Annotated in this window: 25 protein-coding genes; 24 read left to right on the top strand and 1 reads right to left on the bottom strand. The window is 29.3% G+C overall.

Features of this window, described 5'->3' with window-relative positions:
* The first annotated feature begins 93 nt into the window (after positions 1–93).
* The 22 genes from hemW to ppdK all read left to right on the top strand — a co-directional run bounded on the left by hemW (position 94) and on the right by ppdK (position 21,965).
* Positions 94–1,218 carry a radical SAM family heme chaperone HemW gene (hemW, locus tag MTX53_RS08400; protein ID WP_244833293.1) on the top strand — a complete coding sequence of 375 codons (1,125 nt, stop codon included), beginning with the start codon at positions 94–96 and terminating at the stop codon, positions 1,216–1,218.
* 184 nt (positions 1,219–1,402) lie between these two features.
* Positions 1,403–2,431 carry a heat-inducible transcriptional repressor HrcA gene (gene hrcA, locus MTX53_RS08395; protein ID WP_244833292.1) on the top strand — a complete coding sequence of 343 codons (1,029 nt, stop codon included), beginning with the start codon at positions 1,403–1,405 and terminating at the stop codon, positions 2,429–2,431.
* Positions 2,432–2,460: 29 nt separating this feature from the next.
* Positions 2,461–3,051: a nucleotide exchange factor GrpE gene (gene grpE / locus MTX53_RS08390; protein WP_244833291.1), complete on the top strand. Its 591-nt coding sequence runs from the start codon at positions 2,461–2,463 to the stop codon at positions 3,049–3,051.
* Positions 3,052–3,119: 68 nt separating this feature from the next.
* Positions 3,120–4,982, top strand: a complete 1,863-nt coding sequence (gene dnaK, locus MTX53_RS08385) for a molecular chaperone DnaK (protein WP_244833290.1) — start codon at positions 3,120–3,122, stop codon at positions 4,980–4,982.
* A 131-nt stretch (positions 4,983–5,113) separates the two neighbouring features.
* Positions 5,114–6,250 (top strand): molecular chaperone DnaJ, encoded by a 1,137-nt coding sequence (gene dnaJ / locus MTX53_RS08380; protein WP_244833289.1) that lies wholly within the window; start codon positions 5,114–5,116, stop codon positions 6,248–6,250.
* A gap of 136 nt (positions 6,251–6,386) precedes the next feature.
* Complete coding sequence (gene trmB, locus MTX53_RS08375; protein ID WP_244833288.1) at positions 6,387–7,049, top strand: tRNA (guanosine(46)-N7)-methyltransferase TrmB; 663 nt, start codon at positions 6,387–6,389, stop codon at positions 7,047–7,049.
* A 20-nt stretch (positions 7,050–7,069) separates the two neighbouring features.
* Positions 7,070–8,020, top strand: coding sequence for a 50S ribosomal protein L11 methyltransferase (gene prmA, locus MTX53_RS08370; RefSeq protein ID WP_244833287.1), 951 nt, complete (start codon positions 7,070–7,072; stop codon positions 8,018–8,020).
* 18 nt (positions 8,021–8,038) lie between these two features.
* Complete coding sequence (locus MTX53_RS08365; RefSeq protein WP_244833286.1) at positions 8,039–8,776, top strand: 16S rRNA (uracil(1498)-N(3))-methyltransferase; 738 nt, start codon at positions 8,039–8,041, stop codon at positions 8,774–8,776.
* A 132-nt stretch (positions 8,777–8,908) separates the two neighbouring features.
* Complete coding sequence (mtaB, locus tag MTX53_RS08360; protein ID WP_244835481.1) at positions 8,909–10,174, top strand: tRNA (N(6)-L-threonylcarbamoyladenosine(37)-C(2))-methylthiotransferase MtaB; 1,266 nt, start codon at positions 8,909–8,911, stop codon at positions 10,172–10,174.
* 36 nt (positions 10,175–10,210) lie between these two features.
* On the top strand, positions 10,211–10,555 hold the full coding sequence (locus tag MTX53_RS08355) for a histidine triad nucleotide-binding protein (protein WP_244833285.1): 345 nt from the start codon (positions 10,211–10,213) through the stop codon (positions 10,553–10,555).
* Positions 10,556–10,660: 105 nt separating this feature from the next.
* Positions 10,661–10,837: a 30S ribosomal protein S21 gene (gene rpsU, locus MTX53_RS08350; protein WP_008429643.1), complete on the top strand. Its 177-nt coding sequence runs from the start codon at positions 10,661–10,663 to the stop codon at positions 10,835–10,837.
* 31 nt (positions 10,838–10,868) lie between these two features.
* Entirely contained in the window at positions 10,869–11,318 is a 450-nt protein-coding gene (locus MTX53_RS08345) for a GatB/YqeY domain-containing protein (RefSeq protein ID WP_244833284.1), read from the top strand.
* 99 nt (positions 11,319–11,417) lie between these two features.
* The gene (yqfC, locus tag MTX53_RS08340; protein ID WP_244833283.1) at positions 11,418–11,672 is read left to right on the top strand and encodes a sporulation protein YqfC; all 255 of its coding nucleotides are present in this window, start codon (positions 11,418–11,420) and stop codon (positions 11,670–11,672) included.
* On the top strand, positions 11,662–12,783 hold the full coding sequence (gene yqfD / locus MTX53_RS08335) for a sporulation protein YqfD (RefSeq protein WP_244833282.1): 1,122 nt from the start codon (positions 11,662–11,664) through the stop codon (positions 12,781–12,783). The genes yqfC and yqfD overlap by 11 nt, the downstream gene beginning before the upstream one ends.
* A gap of 27 nt (positions 12,784–12,810) precedes the next feature.
* The gene (locus MTX53_RS08330) at positions 12,811–14,871 is read left to right on the top strand and encodes an HDIG domain-containing metalloprotein (RefSeq protein WP_244833281.1); all 2,061 of its coding nucleotides are present in this window, start codon (positions 12,811–12,813) and stop codon (positions 14,869–14,871) included.
* 29 nt (positions 14,872–14,900) lie between these two features.
* Complete coding sequence (gene ybeY / locus MTX53_RS08325; protein WP_244833280.1) at positions 14,901–15,404, top strand: rRNA maturation RNase YbeY; 504 nt, start codon at positions 14,901–14,903, stop codon at positions 15,402–15,404.
* A 28-nt stretch (positions 15,405–15,432) separates the two neighbouring features.
* On the top strand, positions 15,433–16,134 hold the full coding sequence (locus MTX53_RS08320; RefSeq protein WP_244833279.1) for a diacylglycerol kinase: 702 nt from the start codon (positions 15,433–15,435) through the stop codon (positions 16,132–16,134).
* Positions 16,135–16,205: 71 nt separating this feature from the next.
* Positions 16,206–17,096: a GTPase Era gene (gene era, locus MTX53_RS08315; RefSeq protein WP_244833278.1), complete on the top strand. Its 891-nt coding sequence runs from the start codon at positions 16,206–16,208 to the stop codon at positions 17,094–17,096.
* Positions 17,097–17,109: 13 nt separating this feature from the next.
* Positions 17,110–17,850: a DNA repair protein RecO gene (gene recO / locus MTX53_RS08310; protein ID WP_244835480.1), complete on the top strand. Its 741-nt coding sequence runs from the start codon at positions 17,110–17,112 to the stop codon at positions 17,848–17,850.
* Positions 17,851–17,856: 6 nt separating this feature from the next.
* Positions 17,857–18,489 carry a DUF4342 domain-containing protein gene (locus MTX53_RS08305; RefSeq protein ID WP_244833277.1) on the top strand — a complete coding sequence of 211 codons (633 nt, stop codon included), beginning with the start codon at positions 17,857–17,859 and terminating at the stop codon, positions 18,487–18,489.
* Between the two features lie 144 nt (positions 18,490–18,633).
* Positions 18,634–19,269 carry a helix-turn-helix transcriptional regulator gene (locus tag MTX53_RS08300; protein WP_244833276.1) on the top strand — a complete coding sequence of 212 codons (636 nt, stop codon included), beginning with the start codon at positions 18,634–18,636 and terminating at the stop codon, positions 19,267–19,269.
* A gap of 68 nt (positions 19,270–19,337) precedes the next feature.
* Positions 19,338–21,965, top strand: a complete 2,628-nt coding sequence (gene ppdK, locus MTX53_RS08295) for a pyruvate, phosphate dikinase (RefSeq protein ID WP_244833275.1) — start codon at positions 19,338–19,340, stop codon at positions 21,963–21,965.
* Positions 21,966–22,033: 68 nt separating this feature from the next.
* On the opposite strand, the gene MTX53_RS08290 is transcribed toward ppdK, so the two are convergent.
* A complete protein-coding gene (locus tag MTX53_RS08290) occupies positions 22,034–23,083 on the bottom strand; it encodes a CotS family spore coat protein (protein ID WP_244833274.1) in 1,050 nt (349 codons plus the stop codon).
* Between the two features lie 339 nt (positions 23,084–23,422).
* On the opposite strand from MTX53_RS08290, the gene dnaG reads away from it, so the two are divergent.
* Positions 23,423–25,186 carry a DNA primase gene (dnaG, locus tag MTX53_RS08285; protein WP_244833273.1) on the top strand — a complete coding sequence of 588 codons (1,764 nt, stop codon included), beginning with the start codon at positions 23,423–23,425 and terminating at the stop codon, positions 25,184–25,186.
* A 38-nt stretch (positions 25,187–25,224) separates the two neighbouring features.
* Entirely contained in the window at positions 25,225–26,319 is a 1,095-nt protein-coding gene (gene rpoD / locus MTX53_RS08280; protein ID WP_244833272.1) for an RNA polymerase sigma factor RpoD, read from the top strand.
* The last annotated feature ends 6 nt before the right edge of the window (positions 26,320–26,325 follow it).

The following is a 26,325-nucleotide window of genomic DNA, read 5'->3' as shown; positions in this document are numbered from 1 at the left end:
ATTATAAGCCTAAATATTTTTGGCTTAATAAATTTAAACTAAAGGGGGCTTCGTGCATAAGTACGATAGTCCCTTTAATTGTGAGGTGCAAATATGAAAGATATATCTATATATATTCATATTCCGTTTTGTGCTCAAAAATGCAGATATTGTGATTTTCCTTCTTATGCAGGCAAAGATAAACTTATAGATGAATATATAAAAAGTCTTAACATGGAAATATTAAAAAAAGCATCAGAGTATAAAATAAAAAGTATTTATATAGGAGGCGGTACTCCAACATATCTTAATGATAAAAACCTTGAAAGACTTCTATATACAATAAATAAATTGAAAATAGAGAATGAATATGAATTTACAGTAGAATGTAACCCTGGAACTCTTACAGTAAATAAGCTTAAAATACTAAAAAAATATAAGGTGAATAGACTAAGCCTTGGGCTTCAGTCAACAGATAATAGAATATTAAAAGAAATAGGAAGAATACATACATATGAAAAATTTCTTGAAAGTTATTTCTTAGCAAGAAATTTAGGATTTTCAAATATAAATATAGATATTATGTTTAATCTTCCAGATCAGAGTTTTTCAGATTTTGATGATACTTTAAATAAGATTACAAGTCTAAATCCTGAGCATATATCATGTTATAGTCTTATAATCGAAGAAAAAACTCCATTTTATAAATTGTATAGTGAGGGTAAACTTAATATTTCGTCAGAGGAAGATGAAATAAATATGTATCATAATGCAAAAAAGATTTTAGAGCAGAGTGGATATAATCAATATGAAATTTCAAATTATGCTAAGGCTAGCAAGGAATGCATACATAATGAAGCATATTGGAAATGTAATGAGTATCTTGGACTTGGCGTATCTGCAAGTTCGTTTATAAATGATACCCGTTTTAAAAATATAGATGATATAGATACATATATAAAGAGAATTCAAAATGATGAAGATGCATCAGATTGTAAATATAAAAATACTATAAATGATGATATGGAAGAATTTATGTTTATGGGACTTCGAATGATAGAAGGAATAAGTGAAGATGAATTTTTTAGAAAATTTAATAAAAAAATAGATGATGTATATAGCAGTGTTTTAATAAAACATATTAGTGAGGGACTTCTTGCAAGAAATAATGGCAGAATATATTTAAGTAAGAAGGGCATTGAAGTATCAAATTATGTTATGAGCGATTTTATTTTATGAATCATATAGAAAATCAAAGAAAATAGAAGAAAAACAGAGATTTAATCACTCTATTTTCAATAAAAGCCTTTAAATGAGAAAAAATAATAATAAGAAGAATTGACAAAAATCGTATTAAAGCATACTATTAAAGCATAGTCATTAGCACTCGATAGTGATGAGTGCTAATAAAAGAGGTGAGATTATGGCTTCTGATGATAGAAAATTAAGAATACTTCAAGCTATTATTAATGATTATATTAATTATGGAGAACCTGTCGGTTCAAGAACAATTGCTAAAAACTATGATTTAGGAATTGGATCTGCCACAATAAGAAATGAAATGGCAGATTTAGAAGAAATGGGCTATCTTGAACAGCCTCATGCATCATCTGGAAGAGTTCCATCAAGCAAAGGATACAGATTTTATGTTGATGAGCTTATGGAAAACTCAACACTGACTGCTGGAGAAAAAGTTAATATAAGAGAATATATGCTTGAAACTGCAATGGGTGAAATAGATCAGATAATAAAACAAACAAGTGTGCTTTTGTCTAATCTTACAAACCTTACTTGTATTATTGAAGCACCATCTGTAAAGAGAAGTCTTTTAAAATCTATACAGCTTGTAAGAGTTGATCAAAGAAATCTTGTAGTAGTAATTTTAACTGATACAGGACTTATAAAAAATCATATAATTCATCTTAAAAATATTCCTCAGATTGAGGTTATAAATAAAATAAATGAAATTATTAATAAAAGACTTCAGAATCTTTCAATAAAAGATATTAATCTTGAAGTAATTAATAATCTTAAGATGGATCTTACAGGTTATGATGAACTTTTTAACGCAATCTTACCTGTATTATATGAAACACTTAATGCATCAGACTCCTCTGAAGTCTTTTTAAATGGTGCAAACAATATATTTAATTACCCAGAGTACAATAATATAGACAAGGCAAAAGAAATGATTTCACTTCTAAATGATAAGGAATCTCTTATGGAGCTTATAAAGCCTCAAGACTATATTACAGTAAGTATTGGTGATGAAAATTATAAAAAACAGGCAAAGGACTGCAGTATTATTTCAGCAGAGTATCAGTATAAAAATAGACCTATAGGAACAATAGGACTTATAGGGCCTAAGAGGATAAATTATTCAAAAGTAATAGCAATAATGTCTCAGGTTATTAAAGAACTGAACAATATACTAAAAAATCCAAAGATATGAAAACTTGAAATGAGGTGTATTTAAATAGTATGAGTAATGAAAATGATAATAAAAACAAAAATGAAGAAGTTAAAATTGAAGATAATGCAGAAAATGTAGAAGAAACTAAAGCAGAATCAAAAGATGAAGCTTCTGAAAATAAAGAGCAAGGAAGTGATGAGCTTTCTATGACTAAGAAATATAAAGAGGAAGCAGAAAAAATAAAGATAGAACTTGATAATACAAAGGATAAACTTTTACGTACAATGGCTGAATATGATAATTTCAGAAAAAGAACAGTAAAAGAAAAAGAAGGCATATATGCAGATGCATATAGTGATGTATTAAAAGAAATACTTCCTGTTATTGATAATCTTGAAAGAGCAGCACAGGCAGAAGGAAGTGTCGATGATTTAAAAAAAGGAATAGAAATGACACTTAAAGGATGCACTGATGCATTTAACAAGCTTGGAGTAGAGGAAATTGATGCTTCAGGAGAATTTGATCCTAATTATCACAATGCAGTAATGCATATAGAAGATGAAAATTTAGGTAAAAATGTTATAGCTGAAGTTCTTCAAAAAGGATATAAGAAGGATGACAAGGTTATAAGATATTCAATGGTTAAAGTTGCAAATTAATATATTAATATAAATAAATTAATTAAATAAGCAAATAGACTTAAATTAAGTTTTAGGAGGAATATATTATGGGAAAAATTATAGGAATTGATTTAGGAACAACAAACTCATGTGTTGCAGTTATGGAAGGCGGAGATCCAGTTGTTATAGCTAATTCAGAGGGAGCAAGAACAACTCCTTCAGTAGTTTCTTTCCAAGCTGACGGAGAAAGATTAGTAGGTCAGGTTGCTAAAAGACAGTCAATAACAAATCCTGATAAGACAGTAATCTCAATTAAAAGACATATGGGAACTGATTATAAAGTAAATATTGATGGAAAGGAATTCTCACCACAGCAGGTTTCAGCAATGGTTCTTCAGAAAATAAAGAAAGATGCAGAAGCTTATCTTGGTGAACCAGTTACAGAAGCTGTAATTACTGTTCCAGCATATTTTAATGATAGCCAGAGACAGGCAACTAAAGATGCAGGTAAGATTGCAGGACTTGATGTTAAGAGAATTATAAATGAACCAACAGCAGCATCACTTGCTTATGGTCTTGATAAGATGGATTCTAACCAGAAGATATTAGTATACGACTTAGGTGGTGGTACTTTTGATGTATCTATTCTTGATTTAGGAGACGGAGTATTCGAAGTACTTGCAACTAATGGAGATACACATCTTGGTGGAGATGATTTTGATGAAAAAATCATGAAGTATATAGCTGATGATTTTAAAGCTAAAAACAATATAGACCTTCTTCAAGATAAGATGGCATCACAGAGATTAAAAGAAGCAGCTGAAAAAGCTAAAATAGAATTATCTGCTTCAACTCAAACAAATATAAATCTTCCATTTATCACAGCTGATCAAACAGGTCCAAAACATATCGATATGAACCTTACAAGAGCTAAGTTCAATGAAATCACTCAGGACCTTGTAGATAGAACAATAGAACCTATGAAGAAAGCATTAGCAGATGCTAAGTTAAGCTTAAGCGATATAAATAAGATAATATTAGTAGGAGGTTCTACAAGAATTCCAGCAGTTGTTGAAGCTGTTAAGAACTTTACAGGAAAAGAACCTTCAAAGGGAGTTAACCCTGATGAATGTGTTGCAGTAGGTGCAGCTATACAAGGTGGAGTTTTAACAGGAGATGTTAAGGATGTAGTTCTTCTTGATGTTACACCTCTTACACTTGGAATTGAAACTGCCGGTGGAATTGCAACTAAGTTAATCGAAAGAAATACTACAATTCCAACTAAGAAGAGTCAGGTTTTCTCAACAGCAGCAGATAATCAGACTTCAGTTGAAATTAATGTAGTACAGGGTGAAAGACAGATGGCAGCTGATAATAAATCTCTTGGAAGATTTACTTTATCAGGTATTGCTCCAGCCCCAAGAGGAATTCCTCAAATCGAAGTTACTTTTGATATAGATGCAAATGGTATTGTTAAGGTATCAGCTCTTGATAAGGGAACTGGAAAAGAAGCTAATATAACAATTACAGCATCAACAAATCTTTCTGATGATGAAGTTGATAAGGCTGTTAAAGAAGCAGAAAAGTATTCTGAAGAAGATAAGAAGAGAAAAGAAAAAATTGAAGTTAAGAATACTGCAGAACAGACAGTATATCAGATAGAAAAAACATTAAAAGAAAATGCAGATAAAGCAACTGCAGACGAAAAAGCAAAGGTTGAAGAAAAAATCGAAGCTTTAAAGAAAGTTAAAGACGGAGACGATATAGAAGCTATAAAGAAGGCAACTGAAGAATTAAATCAGTCATTCTATCCAATAGCTACAAAGATGTATCAACAGACAGCTCAAGCAAATGGTGCAGCAGGACAACAAGGCGCTGCAACAGGAACAGCAGATAATGGTGCTAAAGCTGATGCAGGCAAAGACGATAATGTAGTTGATGCTGATTTTAAAGTAGACGACGATAAATAGACTGAAAATAAATTGATTAAAAAAGGGAAGGCAGTCTCGTCTTCCCTTTTCTAAAGTAAAAAAATTTGTAATATTCATTGTTTTTTGGTAAAGTAAAAAACAGAGAATAAAATTTTAGGCGGTGAAAGTATATGGCAAGTAAAGACTATTATGAAGTGCTTGGCGTTGATAAAAATGCTAGTGATGATGAAATAAAAAGAGCCTTTAGAAAACTCGCTGTAAAATATCATCCAGATAGAAACCAGGGAAACAAAGAGGCTGAAGAAAAATTTAAGGAAGTTAATGAAGCTTATCAAGTTTTATCAGATAAAGATAAGAGAGCCAAATATGATCAATTTGGTTCTGCTGCATTTGATGGAAGTGGCGGATTTAGTGGAGCAGGCGGCTTTGGTGGTTTTGATGGATTTGATATGGGCGGCTTTGGAGATATTTTTGATTCTTTTTTTGGAGGAGGAGGCAGAACTTCTTCAAGAAGAAATGGTCCTGTAAGAGGAAGCGATGTTGAGTGTACAGTAAGACTTACATTTGAAGAGGCAGTATTTGGTGCCGAAAAGGAAATATCTATAAATAGAAGTGAAAACTGTGATCATTGTAATGGAACAGGTGCTGAACCTGGAAGTAGTGTAAAAACTTGTCCAAAATGTCATGGAACAGGTCAAATAAGAGTTCAGAGACAAACTCCTCTTGGAAATTTTGTTTCAACTTCTACATGTGATGAGTGCCATGGACAAGGAAAAGTAATTGAAAAACCATGTAGTAAATGTCATGGTAAAGGTACAGTAAGAAAGAATAGAAAGATTAAGATAAATATACCAGCAGGTGTTGATACTGGAAACATTATTCCATTAAAAGGACAAGGAGAACAAGGACTAAGAGGTGGAAGTGCAGGAGATTTATATGTAAAGATAAATGTATCTCCATCAAGTATATTTACAAGAAAAGGCTGCGATGTCTATATAGATGCGCATATTTCTTTTGCAAAGGCTGTGCTTGGATCTGAAATCACTGTAAAGACAGTTGATGGAAATGTTAAATATACAGTGCCACATGGAACTCAGTCAGGAACATTATTCAGATTAAAAGGCAAAGGAATTCAAAGAGTAAATTCCACTTTAAGAGGAGACCAATACGTAAGAGTCATTGTAGATATACCAAAGACTGTTAATGAGGCTCAGAAAAAAGCTTTATATGATCTTATGGAAGCATTTGGAGAAGGAGAACATCCAAAAGAATCTGAAGGATTTTTTCATAAAAAAAGAAGAAAATAAGTATTTTTTAACTACTATATTTGGAAATATGTTTTCCAAGTCTAGTAGTTTTTTTAATAAATTATCAATTAGATTTGCTAAGATAAGCTTTTTATATGTATAATGAATAAGAAATTAAAAATTGGAGTGGATTTTAGTGAGAATGAGAAGAAAGCCATGGGCAAGACCAGAACTTTTAAGCTGCGACTTTTTTATAGCAGATCCTAAAAAATATAAAGGAAAATGGCATCAGCTTTTTTTAAATGATAAACCGATTTTCTTAGAATTAGGATGTGGAAAAGGAAATTTTGTTTCTGAATCAGCATCGAGAAACTTAGATGTTAATCATATTGCGATAGATATAAAAGATGAAGTTTTAGTGCTTGCAAAAAGAAACATTGAAAAAGTTTATAAAGAAAAGAACATAGATAAAATAGATAATGTTTTTATTATGCCTCAGGAGATATGTCTCATAGATGAGATATTTTCAAAAGAAGATATTGTTGACAGAATTTATATTAATTTTTGTAATCCTTGGCCTAAAAAAAGACATAAAAAAAGACGTCTTACACATACAAATCAGTTACTAAAGTATAGAAACTTTTTAAAAGATGGTGGCAAAATATATTTTAAAACTGATGATGATGATCTTTTTAAAGAATCACTTGACTATTTTAGTGAATGTAAATTTAGCATAGAATACATAACTTATGATCTTCATAAAAGTGGATATGAGGATAATATTGTAACTGAACATGAAAAAATGTTTTCAGAAAAGAATATAAATATTAAATTCTTAATTGCTAAAAAAGAAAAATAAAAGAAAGAAGGCTTTTTATTTTGGAAGGTATTTGGAATGAAATAAGTGTAATTACAGACAAAACGGAGTGTCTTGAAATAATATCATCAATATTTTACGATCTAGGATGTCCAAATGTTGCTATGGAGGATCCTAATGATTTATTATCAAGAGATCAGGGACCTTTAACTTGGGACTTTGCAGATATAAATATATTAGAGCATAAAGGGAAAAAAGCTGTATGCAAAGGATATTTTGAAGACGATGTGGATATAAATGAAATTAAAGAAAAGATTGAGAAAAAGCTTTTAGAAATTGAAAAGTCTGGACTCGATATTGGAAATGCTAAAGTTTGCTTAAAAAAGATGCATGAGCAGGATTGGGCAAATAATTGGAAAAAATATTATAAACCTGTAAAGGTTACAGATAGAATCGTTATTAAACCTGAATGGGAAAAATATGAGAAAAAAGATGGAGAGCATGTTATAGAACTTGATCCTGGAATGGCTTTTGGAACAGGTACACATGAAACAACAAGAATGTGTTTAAAGGCTCTTGATGAATATATAAATGATGATAATAGCGATACTGTAATAGACGTAGGATGCGGATCTGGGATATTAACTATTGCAGCTAAAATGCTTGGAGCAAACAAGGCAATAGGCGTTGATCTTGATCCGATTGCAGTAGACTCTGCAAAAGGGAATGCTAAATTAAATAATCTTACAGGAATAGAAATACTAGAAGGAAATCTTTTAGATGTAGTATCTGAAAAAGCTGATATAATTGTTGCTAATATAATAGCTCAAGTTATCGTCTCATTTGTAGAAGATGTTAAAAAGACATTAAAAAGTGGTGGATATTTTATATGCTCAGGAATTATTCATGAAAAACTTAATATGGTTAAAGAAAAATTAAAAGAATGCAACTTTGACATAATTAAAGTTGATGAAGACGGAGAATGGAACGCTATAGTTTCAAGATTAAAGTAAAAGAAGGGAAATTTTTTAATGCATAAATTTTTTGTTTCTAAACAAAATATAGATGATTATAATGCTGTAATTACAGGCGATGATGTAAAACATATATATAAAGTTTTAAGACTTCAGGAAAATGATACTGTAATAATAAATGATACAGAAGGTACAGAATATGAAGCAGAGATTTCTGAAATAAATAAAAAAGAAGTTATAGTAAAACTTATAAAGAAGCTTGATATAAATAATGAAAGTAAAATAAGAATACACCTTTTTCAGGGAATGCCCAAAGGACAGAAGATGGAGCTTATTATTCAAAAATGTACAGAACTTGGAGTGAATTTTTTCTATCCGCTTATAACTGAAAGAACTGATATAAAGCTAAAGGGTGAGTATAAAAAAATTGATAGACTAAATAGAATTGCACTTGAAGCTTCAAAACAATGTAAAAGAAGTGTTATTCCTAAAGTATTTGATGCAATTGATTTTAAATCGGCGAATGAGTATTTAAAAAATATGGATCTTATAGTAGTTCCGTATGAAAATGAAGAGAAATACGGAATAAAAAAAATTGCAGATAATGTATCTTTAGACATAAAAGATATTGCAGTTATAATAGGACCTGAAGGCGGATTTGAAGAAAGTGAAATAGAATATCTTAAAGAGATTAACTCAAAGATAGTTACGCTTGGAAATAGAATTTTAAGAACTGAAACAGCAGCCATAACAACATGTGGAATCATTCAATATGTATTTGGTGATTTAGGCTGATGAATAAATATGGAGGAATTTATGTCGGAAGATAATATATACAAGTTAGAATTAAAAAAAGAAACACCTAAAAATGAATTTTCAAAAAATAAACCTAAAGTTGGATTTAGAACTTTAGGATGCAGGGTAAATATGTATGAAACTGAAGCTATGATTGAAAAATTTGTTAAAGAAGGCTATGAAGTTTCAGATTTTTCTGATATTTGTGATGTATATGTAATAAATACTTGCACAGTTACAAATATGGGAGATAAAAAATCAAGGCAGATAATACATAGAGCAAGAAGAAAAAATAAAGATGCTATAATTGCTGCAGTTGGATGTTACTCACAGGTTGCTCCAGACGAGGTTTCAAAAATTGAAGGAATAGATGTAGTTCTTGGAACCAGAAATAAAGGCGAAATAGTTTATTATGTAAACAAGGCAAAAGATGAAGGAAAGAAACAGATAGCAGTAGGGGAGGTACTTAAAAATAAACATTTTGAAGAACTTAACATTGAAGAATATCAAGATAAATGTCGTGCTTTTTTAAAGATACAAGATGGATGCAATAGATTTTGTACATATTGTCTTATACCTTATGCAAGAGGAAGTGTATGTTCAAAAAATCCTGAAGTAGTAATATCTGAAATAAATAAACTAGCGCAGCATGGTTTCAAAGAAGTAGTTTTATCAGGAATTCATACAGCATCGTATGGGGTGGATCTAGATTCTAATATATCTCTTGTTGATATAATAGAAAAAATAGAGAAGATAGATGGAATAGAGCGAGTAAGAATAGGTTCTATAGAACCTTCATTTTTTACAGACCATGTTATAAAAAGAATTAAAAATATGAAAAAATTATGTCCGCAATTTCATCTTTCACTTCAAAGTGGATGTGATACAGTTTTAAAGAGAATGAATAGAAGATATACATCAGCCGAATATGAAGAAACTGTATATAAGTTAAGAGAAAATATAAAAGATGTATCGATAACAACAGACGTTATTGTAGGTTTCCCTGGAGAAACAGATGAGGAATTTGATACTACATACGAATATCTAAAAAGATTAAAACTCACCAAAACACATATCTTTAAATATAGTAAAAGAAAAGGTACAAAAGCAGCATCTATGAAAGATCAAGTTGATCCTATGATTAAAGATGAGAGAAGTGAGAAGCTAATTAACCTAAATAATATAAACGAACATAATTTTGCAAAAAAATTTGTTCAAAGAGAAATGACTGTTTTAGTTGAACAGGAAATGGAAAAAGAAAAAGGAACTTTTGAAGGATATACTGTAAATTATATTAAGGTTAAAGTGCATAATATAGATAGTGGTATGATTGGAAAAATAATAAATTGTAAAATTGAATCTGCAGAAAATGAATATCTTGTTGGAAAATATGTTTAATTGAGTTATAATATAAGATAAGGAGGTGAAAAATAGATGGAAGAATGTATATTCTGCAAAATAGTTAAAGGAGAAATCCCAAGCAAAAAAGTATATGAAGATGAAAAAGTATATGCTTTTTATGACATTAATCCAGAAGCACCTACCCATGTTTTAGTTATTCCTAAAGAACATATTGAAAGTATAAATGCATTAAATGATGAGAATATAGAAATAGTTACTCATATTTTTAAGGTTATTAAAAAATTGGTATTAGATTTAGGCATAGCAGAGTCTGGATATAGAGTTTTATCAAACTGTGGAGATGACGCAGGCCAGACTGTAAAACATATGCATTTTCATATTCTAGGTGGGAAAAAACTTAGAGTTGCATTAAATTAGATTTAAATAAAATCTTGACAGAGGCTGATTAAATATTGTATAATATAGCCTGTGTTATTAAGCCCATAGCTGAGTTAATTTAAGCTAGCGGAGGGAGGGATATTTATGTCAGAAATTAAAGTTGGAGAAAACGAAACACTAGAAAGTGCGTTAAGAAGATTTAAGAGAAAATGTGCTAGAGCTGGGGTTCTTTCTGAAGTTAGGAAGAGAGAACATTACGAAAAGCCAAGCGTAAAGAAAAAGAAGAAATCAGAAGCTGCTAGAAAGAGAAAGTTCAAATAGAACTTGTATCTTTTGAAAGAAGGTAATATAGATGCCAGCAATAAAAGAAAGATTGCAGGAAGATTGGAAGAATGCATTAAAGTCAAAAGACAAATTCACAGCAAATGTCTTAAGTACTGCAAAAGCAGCAGTTCTTTTAGTTGAAAAGACTGATAATAAAACTGTTACTGATGATGAAGCAATTAAGATATTGGCTAAAGAAGTTAAGCAGAGAAGAGAAGCTATAGTTGAGTTCCAAAAAGGAAACAGACAGGATTTAGTGGATCAGAACAAAAAAGAAATTGAAATCCTGCTTAAGTACCTTCCTCAGCAGTTAAGTGAAGATGAAATTAAAAAGATAATTAAAGAATCAGCTGAAGAAGTGGGTGCAAATAGCATTAAAGACATGGGAAAAGTTATGGCAAAGGTTAGACCTCAAATTGTAGGAAAAGCCGATGGCAAACTTGTTAGTCAGATTGTTAAAGATTATTTAAATAAATAGAACAAAAAAAGAACCCGTAAAATAGTACGGGTTCTTTTTTTGTTCTATTTATATTCTTATAGTGCATAGATTAAAGTAGTCACTATAAGGAGGATAAGTATGGAAAAGATATTTACTAAATTTGATTTCCCTGAAGATGTATCAATGGATATTCCTAAAGTTATTATCTTAGGCAATAATCAAATTACAATTGAAAATCATAAGGGAATTATGAGCTTTGAAAGAAATAATGTAAAGATTAATTCAAAGATAGGTACTGTTTCTATAGACGGTGAAGAATTTGAAATAATATTTATTGGTGAAAACACTATAACAATAAGTGGAAAGTTTAAAGGTATTTCATATGAAAAGTAAAATGAATATAATACGAGTACGAGTAAGTTCTAAAGAGATACTAAAACTGATAAACGTTTTATGGAATAAGAAAATAGTAATGTCAAATATGATAAGAGTGGATCTTGTAACTATAGAATTTGATATACCATTAAAGTTATATAGAAAAACAGTATCAACAGTTAAAAAGCTTGGTGGAAAAATAGAAATTGTATCAAAAAGTGATATAATTAAGGTTGTTGCAATAATAAGAAGTAATATATGGATTATTATAGGAATAGTATTATTTTTTATTACTATGTATCTATTATCTTTATGTATATGGAGAATAGATATAAAGACGCAAAACAATTTAACATCGTATGAAATAAGAAAAGAATTAAAAAACATAGGAATTATAGAAGGTACAAAAAAATCTGATATAAATGTTTATGATATAGAAAAGAAAATTGAAAATATAGATTCTGAAATAATGTGGATAAGGATAAGAGTTGAAGGAGCTTCATTAAAAGTTTATGTATATGAAAAAGTAAATCCTCCTATTGTTAAAAAAGAAAATGCAAATGCTATTGTAGCATCAATGGATGGAGAAATAAAAAGAGTTTATACATCTGCAGGAAATTCAAATGTAAAACCGGGTGACATAGTAAAAAAAGGTGATGTGTTAATCTCAGATTCTGAAGGCAGAGAAGAAATGTTAAAGACAGTAAACCCTAAAGGAACTGTTATAGCTAATACATTTTATCAAAAATTTATGGAGGTTGATACATCAGGAAAGAAACTTGTAAAAACAGGGAAAACAGCAGAAGATATATTTTTAAATATATTTGGAAAAAAAATATATTTAAAAAAAGTTATAAATAAGTTTGATTCGTATGATAAAATAGAAAAAAGAGATCCTTTTATTAATAGAGTAATTTATGTTGAAAAAAAGGAAACTGATACTAATAAGAGTAAAGATATGATTATAGAAGAATCAGTAGAAAAATTAAAAAGTACTCTTAAAAAGAGTATCCCAAGTACGGCACGAATTATAGATATAAAAACTGAAACGGAAGATATTTCAGAAAATAAAACGTATGTAAAAGTAGTATTTACAGTTGAACAGAACATAGCATCATATATACAGTAATCAAAAAGTGATTAGAAGGTGGTATACATGAAGGAAAATAAGGGAAAGAGTTATCGATTTACGGAAAAGAAGATAAAAAAAGTTTTCATAATTGCATTTATATTTTTGATATCATATGTGATTATTATAAGTTCATTATCTACAAAGCAGATAAAGCTAAGCGAAGGAGAAATTGCAAGAACAGATATAAAAGCTCCAAGAGATATTGTAGATGAAAAAGCAACAAAGGAAAAAGAACAACAGGCAATTGATAAAGTAGGCAAACAGTACACTACTGATGAAAAGATAAAGGCTGAAGCTGAAGACAATATAAATAACTTTTTTAAAGAAATTAAAGATTTAAAAGTAGATTCATCAAAGACTGATGAGGAGAAAGCTTCTGAATTAGTAAAGAAATTTGGACTTACTGATTCACAAGCAAAAGGATTAGTATCTGTTTCATCTGAAAAAATGGATATTTTAAATTCATCTATTATTTTAGAAGTAGATAAGATATATCAAAATGGTATTGTTGAAAATAATGATGAAAATTTAAATCTTGCAAAAGAGAGTGTTTCAGATAAGATAAAAGAATTTAAACTTGAAAATGATGTATCAAAAGCATTAATAAGTTTTTGCGGTAGTACAATAAAGCCAAATCTTATTTACGATGAAGAAAAAACTGATGAATTAGTAAAAGAAGCTAAAAAATCAGTTACTAAGGTAACTATAAAGAAAAATCAGACGATTGTAAAGGAAGGAGAACCGGTAACACAGGATCAAATTACCATATTATCTGATCTTGGACTTATAGATGATGGAAATTCTGATGCGTATATGTATATTTATATTATGGCAGCTTTATTCATTTTTATAATTATGCATATTCAATATTCATATATAAGGTCTAATTTTAAAGAAATATTTAAAAATAATAAAAGAATTTTACTTATAGGTGTTATTAATATTATTTCTTTAATTTTTGCAAGAATAATAGGGATGGCTTTTCCAATGCTTATTCCGTTTGCATGCGCACCAATGCTTATTTCACTTTTAATTGATTACAAAGTGTCAGTTGTAATAAGTGTATTAAATTCCTTACTTTTATGTGTAATAACAGGATTTGATATTCAGATTTTTATAGTTGCATTAGTTAACGCAGTAGTAGGTGCAATTTTTTTAAAGAAAATGCAGCAGAGAAGCGATCTTTTATATTCAACATTTTATATTTCTTTAATTAGTGGAATTGTTACGATTACGAGTGGAATGCTTGTATCAAGTGATATAAAGGATGTTTTAATAAAAACACTTATGGCAGTTATCGGCGCAATATTATCTGGAATATTATGCCTTGGGCTTTCACCATTTCTTGAAGGTACTTTTAATGAAATTACAACATTAAAACTTCTAGAACTTGCAAACCCTAATAATGAGCTTTTAAGAAAGCTATTAATTACAGCTCCTGGAACATATCATCACAGTATGCTTGTTGCAAATCTTGCAGAAATGGCTGCAGAGGAAGTAGGAGCAGATTCTGTAGTTGTAAGAATAGGATCATATTTTCATGATATTGGAAAGATTGAAAGACCATACTTTTTTGCAGAAAATCAGATGGGGATAGAAAATCCACATAATAATATTGAACCTGATGTTAGTGCAATGATTATAACATCACATGTAAAAGATGGTATTGAACTTGCAAAAAAATATAAACTTCCTGAGGTTATAATCGATATAATAGCCCAGCATCATGGTACTACATTTGTAAAATATTTTTATTATACAAAGAAAAACAGTATGGAACATCCTGAGGAGATAAATGATAATGACTATAGGTATAAAGGGCCTATTCCATCAAGTAAAGAGGCAGGAATAGTTATGCTATCAGATGGTGTTGAGGCAGCAGTAAGATCAATTAAGAAACCTACTTTAGATAAAATAAGTGAAATGATAGATAATATAATAAAAGATAAATTGGAAACAGGTCAGCTTAATAACTGTGACCTTACACTTAAAGATATACAAAGAATAAAAAATAGCTTTCTTACTGTATTAAATGGGATTTACCATCAAAGAATTGAGTATCCTAAAGATAAAAACAAAAAATAAATTTAAAAGATAAAGTTGGGAGATATTTTATGATATATATAGATAATAGACAAGAAAAAATTGAGGTTAATGAAAATTTAAATGATACTTTAAAAAAAGTAATTGAGTTTGCGTTAAAAGAAGAAGAAGTTACTCAAAAGACTGAAGTTTCTCTTGTATATGTAGATAATGATATTATAAGAAGAATTAATAGAGAAAATAGAAATATTGATAGAGAAACAGATGTATTGTCATTTCCTATGCTTGAGTATGAAAATGGAAATGTTTTTAAAGATCAGTATAAAAATTGTGAATTTTCACCTAAAGATTGTGATGGAGAAAGTCTTGTCCTTGGAGATATAGTTTTATCTCTTGAAAAAGCTAAAACGCAGAGCGTAGAATTTAATCATTCTTTTTTGCGTGAAGCATCTTATCTTGTAGTTCACTCAGTTCTTCATCTTTTAGGATATGATCATATGAAAGATGATGAAAAAGTTATTATGAGAAAAAGAGAAGAAGAAATTTTAAATACACTTAATATAAAGAGAGAATAGTATTGTTTTTTTACATGAGGGGTATAATATGAAAGTTAAAAAAATTTTAGATAGTTTTAATAACGCAATTACTGGGATTATTGATACTGTAAGAACTGAAAGAAATATGAAAATACATCTTGTAGCAGCACTTATGGTTCTTATATTATGTTTTTTACTTGATATAAGTAAATTTGAATTTTTAACACTTGCAATTACTATAACGATGGTAATATCAGCAGAGCTTATTAATACAGCTATTGAAGCCGCTATAGATATGACTACAAACTATTATCATCCACTTGCAAAGGTTGCAAAAAATGCAGCGGCAGGTGGAGTATTTGTAACGGCAGTAAATGCGCTTATTGTAGGTTATGTAATCTTTTTTGATAAGTTAAGTTATATTTCTTATTCTATGATTACAAGAGTGAAAAATTCGCAGCCGTATACAATATTAATAGTTCTTATTATAGTATGTATTGTAACAGTTATAGTAAAAGCTATATATGGAGAAGGAACTCCACTAAAAGGAGGAATGCCAAGCGGTCATAGTGCTATTTCATTTTCAATAGCAACAGCAATATCTCTTATAACTGAGCAGCCTGTATGTATTATGCTAAGCTTTTTAATGGCATTTATAACAGCACAAAGTAGAGTTGATTCTGAAGTACATACAGTTTTTGAAGTTGTTGTTGGAGCTATTTTTGGAATACTTTTAACTCTTTTTATATTTACAATATTCAGATTATAGAAAAATAGTATACAGTTTATTTCAAATAATATATACTATAAATATAAAAAATTATATTTAATGGAGGATTTATGTTTAAATCAGGATTCGTTTCAATTGTTGGAAGACCAAATGTTGGTAAGTCAACATTACTTAATTATATAATGGGAGAAAAATTATCTATTGTCTCAAGTAAACCGCAGACAACAAGAAATAATATACAAACTATACTTACAGATGAAACATCTCAAATTGTTTTTGTAGATACTCCTGGTATTCACAAGCCTAAACATAAGCTTGGAGAATATATGGTAGATGCTGCAAAAGATTCAACAAATGATGTTGATATAATATTATTCGTTACTAATCCGTGTGATGAGATTGGAAAAGGCGACAGTATGATTTTAGAAGAATTAAGGGGCAAAAAATGTCCAATATTTCTTTTATTAAATAAAACTGATGAGAATACAAATGAGAGAGTTGCTAAATCTTTAAAAATGTTTTCTGATAAGTTTGAATTTGCTGAAATAATACCAATGAGTGCAAGAAAAGGCAAAAATGTTGATACTCTTATTTCGCTTATGAAAGAATATCTTAAAGAAGGACCTAAATATTATCCTGAAGATATGATTACAGATGTCCAGGAAAGATTTGTAGTATCAGAAATAATAAGAGAAAAAGCTCTTAGAAATTTACGAGAAGAAGTACCTCATGGAATTGCAGTAGATATAATTCAGATGAAGCAGGATGAAAAAGGTAATTATAATATTGAAGCTGACCTTCTATGTGAAAAAACATCACATAAAGGAATAATTATAGGAAAAAATGGTCAGAAACTTAAAAAAATTACTGAAACAGCTGAATATGAAATGAAAAAATTTCTTAGAAGAAGAGTTAAACTTAAGATATGGGTTAAGGTAAGAAAAGAATGGAGAGACAATAACATTCTTTTAAAAGAACTTGGTTATAAAAAGAAAAGTTAGGAGATGGTTTTAGCTGGCAGTAGTTGAAACAAGAGCTGTAGTAATAAAAACAAGAGATTATAGAGAAAATGATAAATTAGTCTGGTTTTATTCTGAAAAGTATGGAAAAATTACAGCGGTAGTTAAAGGTGCTAAAAAGAGTAGAAGTAGGTTCCTTTCAATAACACTTCCATTATGTTATGGTAATTATATGTTTTATAAAGGCAGAAACTTATATACTCTTCAAGAAGGCAAAATCATAAATTCATTTCAAACTCTTTTAGAAAATTTTAATAAGCTTATATATTCATCTTATCTTTGTGAACTTATAGATATATGTATAAATGATGAGGAAACAAATCAATATATATTTAAAGAACTTATTAGTGCACTATACTTATTAAATACAGATGCAATTGACTATGAACTTTTGATAAGAACTTTTGAAATAAGAATATTAAAAGCTACAGGATATAACCTTTCTTTAGATAATTGTGTAAAATGTGGTAAGAAGATAAATACGACAGATTATATAAGCTTAGAGTTTTTTGGAGGAGTATGCAAAGATTGCACAAGAATAAATGGTATACACGTATCTAGAGCTGCGTATAATGCATTAAAATTTTTAAATAAGTTTAGTATGAATAAATTATATAGATTAAATCTATCTAAAGAAATTAAAACTGAACTTGAAAAAGTAACTACATATCTTATAAAAAACAATTATTCAAGAAAACCAAAAAGTCTTGAAATGCTTAATTATATAAAGGAGTGATTATTTATGGAAAAAATTACACTTGAAAAAGTTGACTTAGTAAGAAATAGAATAAACGTAACTTATGAAGAGGCTAAAAATGCTCTTGAAGTTTGTGATGGAAATGTTGTTGATGCAATTGTTTATCTTGAAAAAAATGAGCCTGAAAAAGTTTCTATAAGTTCAGAATGTGATGGAAGTAAAGAAAAGAAAGAGATGTCAGTAAAAGAACTTAAAGAATATTTAAAAGATCTTATTGAAAAAGGAAATATATCAAGAATAAAAATAAAAAAAGATGAAAAAGTAATAGTTAATATTCCAGTAAATGCAGGAGTTGCAGCAGGAGTAATTGCAGTTATGATTCCTCAGATTCTTGCAGCACTTATAATTGCAGCAGTTACAACAAAGGTTACAATAGAGATTACAAAATGTGATGGAACAACTGAAGTAGTGAATAAATATATAAAAAAAGTAGCTGATGATGTTAAAGATATGGCTTCAGGAATAAAGGAAAATATAAAAGGAAAAGTTGATGAATTTAACGCTAAAAATACAGAAAAGAAAAATGTAAAAGAAAATGTATATACAGGCGATGAGACAATTTATAGTTATACAGTAAACTTTGATGATGATAAAAAAAACGATAACGATGAGAAATAAAATGAAAATGATAAACAGGGAATATCACTAAATTTTTGATTTTTCTGAAAATTTAGTATAGTAAATTATTGATTTTCTGATATAATAGAAGGGAAGAAATAATAATATAAAATATTTCTTGTATGTATAGAAAGAGGGATAAATTTGAAATTATCACCTAGACAAGAAGAAATAATCTGTTTAGTAAAAGAGAATCAGCCTATAACAAGTGAAATCCTTGCAGAAAAGCTTGGAGTTACAAGAGCAGCAATAAGAGCAGATTTAGCAGTACTTACTATGATAGATATGTTAGATGCAAGACCTAAAGTGGGTTATGTTTATGTAGGTAGTACATTCAATGATTTTATCTATAGAGATATTACTAAAATAAAGGTTTCAGAGATAATGTCAAGACCTGTAACAGTTTCAGAAGATACTACAGTATATGATGCGATTGTTTATTTGTTCTTAAATGATGTTGGAACACTGTTTATTGAGAATGATGGGACGTTGACAGGTGCAGTATCAAGAAAAGATTTTCTTAAAATATCAATAGGAGGAACAGATATTCATAGAGTTCCAGTTGGTGTAATAATGACAAGAATGCCAAATATAATTTGTGCAAAAAAAGATGATAGTGCATATGACTTAGCCAAAAAAATAATTGAACATGAAATAGATAGTATACCTGTAGTTGAAAAACTTGAGACAAAAGATAATAAAGAGAAGGTAAAGGTTATAGGTAAAGTGTCCAAAACTAATATTACTAAATTATTTGTAAAGATAGGACAGAAAAAGTGATAATATTTAATATATTCCAAATTTAAATGCATTAAGAAACGTGTTATGTGAATGGAGGAGTATTGAAAATGGCAAACAAGTATGTATACCTTTTTAAGGAAGGTAATGCTAATATGAGAAATTTATTGGGTGGTAAGGGCGCTAATTTGGCAGAAATGACAAACCTTAATATTCCCGTACCATATGGTTTTACTGTTACTACTGAAGCTTGCACAAGATATCATGAGGATGGCAAAAAAATTTCAGACGATATTTTAAATGAAATTTATAAAAATTTAGCAACTTTAGAAGAGCAGGTAGGCAAAAAATTTGGAGATAATGCTAATCCATTATTAGTATCCGTAAGATCAGGAGCAAGAGTTTCTATGCCTGGCATGATGGATACAATCTTAAACTTAGGATTAAATGATGTAGCAGTTGAAGCTTTAGCTAAACTTACTAATAATCTAAGATTTGCTTATGATTCATATAGAAGATTTATTCAGATGTTTTCAGATGTTGTAATGGGCATTGAAAAAAGATTATTTGAAGATGAAATAGATAAGATGAAATCTAAAAGAGGCGTTAAATACGATACTGAGCTTGATGCAAACGATTTAAAAGAACTTGCATCAAAATTTAAAGAGATTTATAAGAAAGAAAAGAAAGAAGATTTCCCTCAAGAACCTAAAGCACAGTTAATTGAAGCTATTAAAGCAGTATTTAGTTCATGGGAAAATCCAAGAGCAATTGTTTATAGAAGATTAAATGATATACCAAGTGAGTGGGGTACTGCAGTAAACGTACAACAAATGGTATTTGGTAATAAAGGAGAGACTTCAGGAACTGGTGTTGTATTCTCAAGAAATCCAGCAACAGGAGAAAAAGGAATTTTTGGTGAATATTTAATGAATGCACAAGGTGAAGACGTTGTTGCAGGAATAAGAACACCACTTCCAATAAGAAAACTTGAAGAACAGAATCAAGAAATTTATAATGAACTTCTTGATATAATTAATAAACTTGAATCTCATTATAAAGATATGCAGGATATGGAAATAACTATTGAAGAAGGAAAATTATATTTCTTGCAAACAAGAAATGGAAAAAGAACAGCTCAGGCTGCACTTAAGATTGCGGTTGATTTAGTTGCAGAAGGTATGTTAACTGAAGAAGAAGCAATACTAAAAGTTGAGCCTAAACAACTTGATACATTATTACATCCAGCATTCTATACTGAAGATTTAAAGAAAGCAAAGCCAATAGCAACAGGACTTCCTGCATCACCAGGGGCTGCATGTGGTAAAATAGCATTCACAGCTGATGAAGCTAAAGAGAGGGCATCTCTTGGAGAGGATGTTGTTCTTGTAAGACTTGAAACTTCACCAGAAGATATCGAAGGAATGATTGCAGCAAAAGGTATTTTGACTGTAAGAGGAGGTATGACATCTCATGCAGCAGTTGTAGCAAGAGGTATGGGAACTTGCTGTGTAGCAGGATGTGGAAGTATAAGAGTAGATGAAAAGAGTAAAACAGTTACAGTTGAGGGAAAGACTTATAGCTGTGAAGATTCAATTTCAATAGATGGAACTACAGGAAATGTATATGGAGAAAAGATAAAGACTGTTACTCCTGAAATCACAGGAAATTTTGCAACATTTATGAAATGGGCTGATGAAATTAGGAAGTTAAAAGTTAGAACTAATGCAGATACTCCAAGAGATGCAAAACAGGCAGTAGAATTTGGAGCTGAAGGTGTAGGACTTTGCAGAACAGAGCATATGTTCTTTGCAGAAGACAGAATAAAAGCTGTAAGAGAAATGATTGTATCAAAAGATGAGGATCATAGAAAGAAAGCATTAGAAAAGATTCTTCCAATGCAAAAGAGTGACTTTAAAGGTATATATGAGGCACTTGAAGGAAAACCTGTAACTATAAGACTTCTTGATCCACCATTACATGAATTTTTACCATCTGAAGATGAAGATATAAAAGCACTTTCAGAGGAAATGAATATAAGTTTTGCAGAACTTAAAGCTACAGTTGCTGAACTTCATGAATTTAATCCTATGATGGGTCATAGAGGCTGTAGACTTGCTGTAACTTATCCTGAAATTGCACAGATGCAGACAAGAGCCATTATGGAAGCAGCTATTGAAATTAAAGAAGAAAAAGGCTATGATATAGTTCCAGAAATAATGATTCCTTTAGTTGGTGAGATTAAAGAATTAAGATATGTTAAGGAAATTATTGTAGAAACAATTGAGAAAGTTAAGAAAGAAAAGAATTCGGATATGAAATATAAGATTGGTACTATGATAGAAATACCAAGAGCAGCAATTACTGCAGATAAGATTGCAGAAGAAGCAGAATTTTTCTCATTTGGTACTAATGATTTAACTCAGATGACATTTGGATTCTCAAGAGATGATGCTGCTAAGTTCCTAGCTTCATATTATGATAAGAAAATTTATGAACAGGATCCATTTGCAAAGCTTGATCAGATAGGTGTTGGAGAACTTATTAAGATTGCATCTAAAAAAGGAAGAAGCGTAAGACCTGATATTCATCTTGGAATATGTGGAGAACATGGTGGAGATCCATCATCAATTGAGTTCTGTCACAATATAGGACTTGATTATGTATCATGTTCACCATTTAGAGTTCCACTTGCAAGACTTGCAGCTGCACAAGCACAGGTTAAAAATAAAAGATAGAATTTTTTATTTAAGATTTTATTAAAATAAGGCAGATGACAATTTTTAATTGTCATCTGCCTTATATTTTATAATATAGATATGTTATATTCATTTTTAATTAATGTTATTATGGAAACAATAAATTCTATAGCTTTTTTAGCTTTGAAAGATTCCTCTAGAATATATGCAGCAGCTCTTGTTTCTTCAATATCACTTTTATTTGCGTAAAAATTTTTAGTTATTCTCCAAAATTTTTGTGGAAAAGCTAAATATGATATAAGATATTTTAGATCATCTGAGTTTAGTATGTTTATATCTGTATATGCAATGATTGTTTCAAATGCAAGAAGAGGATCCCATAACGATTTGTCACGCCTTAAAAGTCTTCTCATAAAATATCCTAGATCTTTTGAACAGTAATCTTTTTTACATTTGTCAAAATCTATAATACACGGATTCAAGTCTTTTGGAAAAAGAATGTTTTTATTTACATAATCCCCATGACATAGTGAAGATGAAAGATTATTAAAATTAATAGTTGATGCTATTTTAACTGAAAGCATTGCTAACGTTTCATTGATTTTGTAAGATTTTTTATATGATTCAGAAAATAGTCCAGCATTTTCTTTTGAAATAGAGAGGGCCTTTTTTAAATCAGAAAAATGCTTTAAAGATGAAATATAAACATTTTCAAAACCATTTCTTTCTGAACTTCCTTTGATTGCAGAAAAGTTTTTAGACATTTTATGAATTTTGGCAAGGGTTTTTGACGATATTATTATATGAGTAAAGTTATCAAACGAACATTTTGAACCACTAAACCATTCAGTTAAGAAAAAGTACATATTGTTATAATTTACAAATCGTCTGTTATTACATTGCTTTATAAAAACAGGAACTCTGAATTTATTTTTATTAAGCCATTCACAAGCTGAATATACATATAGAAGGTCAGGAAGTCCATAATAAACTTTTTTTAAACAGTATACTTTATTCTTTTGTTCATCACTAATTTTATAAATTATTCTCTGCTTATCAGTATTTTTAAATTTTATTACTGATATTTTGCTATTAATTATTCCATAGTCTTTTAAGATATTATTTATTATATCTGAATTAAGAAAAGCATTATCCATATACATTTATCCATAAAATTAATTCATATTAATAATATTATTATAATATTTTAAATATACATAAAAAGTAAAGAAAATGACTATAATTACAAAGGCGCATTTTATAAAGTATGTTTAAAAATATTTTTTTAGGGTATACATTAATAAAGAGAAATGTTAATAATTTGTATAAAAAAGTTTAAGCATAATATTTTTTTACATAAACTTAAAATAAAAAAGGATTTTAAAATAAAAAAGAGAATAAATACATTATGCAGAAAAAAATAAAAAAGAGGAAATAAGAAAAAATGTCGAATAATATATATCTGTTGCTAAAAAAATTGTGAGGGAGGTGACTCCTTGCAAATACCAGAAGAATTAATAGAACAAATCAAAGAACAAAATAATATAGTTGATATTATTTCGGAAGATATACATCTTAAAAAGACAGGGAAAAATTATTTTGGATTATGTCCATTTCATAATGACAAAAGCCCATCTTTAAGCGTTTCGGAAGATAAACAGATTTATAAATGTTTTTCGTGTGGTGAAGCTGGAAATGTTATTACATTTATAATGAAATATAAAAAGATGTCTTTTATTGAGGCTTTAAAATATCTTGCTGACAAGGTAGGAATATCATTTGATTTAGGATATAAAGAAGATAAAGAACTTATAAATAAGAAAAATACAATTCTTAAAATTAATGTTGAATCGGCACGATTTTATTTTAGAAATCTTCAAAAATTTAAAAAAGCAAAAGATTATTTTTTGAATAGGGGCATAAGAGAGGAAACTATAAGACGATTTGGACTCGGATATGCACCAATGAGCTTTAATGCTCTTTTAAATTATTTGAGAAGAAAAGGCTATAAGAATGACATTCTTATAGAGTCGGGAGTTATTTCTAATAATCCAGAAAAGAAAACAATATACGATCGATTTAGAGATAGAGTTATTTTCCCAGTTTTTAATGTAAAAGGTCAGGTTATAGGGTTTGGTGGAAGAGTATTTGATAATTCTAAACCTAAATATTTAAATTCACCAGAAACAATAGTATTTGATAAAGGCGTTAATTTATATGGACTTAATTTTTCAATAAAAAATGGACTTAAAGACGATTATATTATTATTGTTGAAGGGTATATGGATTTAATTTCACTCCATCAGGCAGGCATAACAAATTCAGTAGCCTCTTTAGGAACTGCACTTACAGAAAACCAATCTAAGCTTTTAAAAAGATATGTTTCAAAAGTTATTATTTCATATGATGCTGATGCAGCAGGGCAAAAAGCAACACTTAGAGGTCTTGAAATTTTAAGAAATTCTGGTTTTGATGTAAGAGTCCTAAAAGTACCAGAGGGCAAAGATCCTGATGAGTTTGTAAGAAAAAATGGAAGAGATGCATTCTTAAAACTTGCTAAAAATGCAGTCTCTTTAATTGAGTACAGAATTAATAAGGCATCTTATGATCTTAATCTTAAAAATGACAGAGACCTTATAAAATATGGAGAAAGAATTACGGAAATACTCGCTGACTTAAATCCGGTAGAAAAAGATGTATATGTTAAAAAAATCTCCGAAAAAACATCTATAAAAGAACAGGCACTTTATGATCTTTTATCACAGGTTATGAAAAAAAAATTAAAAAGTAATAATTCGATGAATAAAGAGGAATATTATGGAACAAAATTATATATAGAGCCAGCATACATAAAAGCTGAAAGAGGAATAATAAAATTAATTTTAGACCATAAAATAGATACAGAGTCTGTAATTCGAAAAATATATGGTAATACTTTAATATCAAATATCCATCAAAAGATTTTTGAATTAGCAAAAAAGGCGTTAAAAAGTGAAGAAGATGATGTTTACAAATATATTGAAAATAGATGTACAGATATAGAAACATCTAAAGAGTGGGTAAAGATAAAGGATACTTATTATAAAGAACAGGATTTTGAGAGGCTTTTATCTGATTTTCTAAAGGAAATTAATAATTATAAAATTAAATCAAAGGCAGATTCTTTGATAAAAAAGCAGAAAGAACTGCAAAGAGAAGGGAAAATTGATGATTTGATTGAAATTACAAGAGAACTTGTTGAGCTAAGAAGAAAGTTATAGAGGTTATCTGGTTTATAACGGAAGGAGGATATAAGTAAATGGAACAAAAAACAAAATCTAAAGCAAATAGTAAAATGGATAAAAATAAAAAAATGAATATGATAAGAGAGCTAATTAGTAAAGGTAAGAAGCAAGGATCTTTAACATATAAAGAAATAATGGAAGCACTTGATCATATAGATTTAACTGCTGAGCAGATTGAAAAAATTTATGAAGTACTTGAAGCAGCCGAGGTAGAAATAGTGGGTGAAAATCAGGAACATCAAGAAGAGGAAGAAATTGATCTTTCTGTGCCAGAAGGAGTTGCGATAGATGATCCTGTAAGAATGTATCTTAAAGAAATAGGAAAAGTGCCATTATTATCATCTGAAGAGGAAATAAAATATGCTAAAGAAATAGAAGATGGTAGTGAACGATCAAAGAAAAAACTTGCAGAAGCTAATTTAAGACTTGTTGTAAGTATTGCAAAAAGATATGTTGGAAGAGGAATGCTTTTCTTAGATTTAATTCAAGAAGGTAATTTAGGACTTATAAAAGCAGTAGAAAAGTTTGATTATAGAAAAGGATATAAATTTTCAACTTATGCAACATGGTGGATAAGGCAAGCAATAACAAGAGCCATAGCAGATCAGGCAAGAACTATAAGAATACCTGTTCATATGGTTGAAACAATAAATAAACTTATAAGAGTTCAACGTCAACTTCTTCAAGAGCTTGGAAGAGATCCATTTCCAGAAGAAATATCAAAAATTATGGACCTTCCAGTAGATAAAGTTCGTGAAATACAAAAAATTGCACAAGAGCCAGTATCTTTAGAAACTCCTATAGGAGAGGAAGAAGATTCTCATTTGGGAGATTTTATACCAGATGATGAAGCACCAGCACCAGCTGAAGCTGCTGCATTTACAATGCTTAAAGAACAGCTTATAAATGTTTTAGACACATTAACTCCAAGAGAAGAAAAAGTATTGAGATTAAGATTTGGATTAGATGATGGAAGAGCTAGAACACTTGAAGAAGTAGGAAAAGAATTTAATGTAACAAGAGAAAGAATAAGACAGATAGAAGCAAAAGCATTACGAAAGCTCAGACATCCTTCAAGAAGTAAAAAGTTAAAGGATTATTTAGATTAGTACCAT

Origin of the sequence: Clostridium sp. BJN0001 (assembly GCF_022869825.1) — a bacterium.
In the GTDB taxonomy this organism is placed as follows: domain Bacteria; phylum Bacillota; class Clostridia; order Clostridiales; family Clostridiaceae; genus Clostridium.
This window is presented reverse-complemented; position numbering and strand designations above follow the sequence as displayed.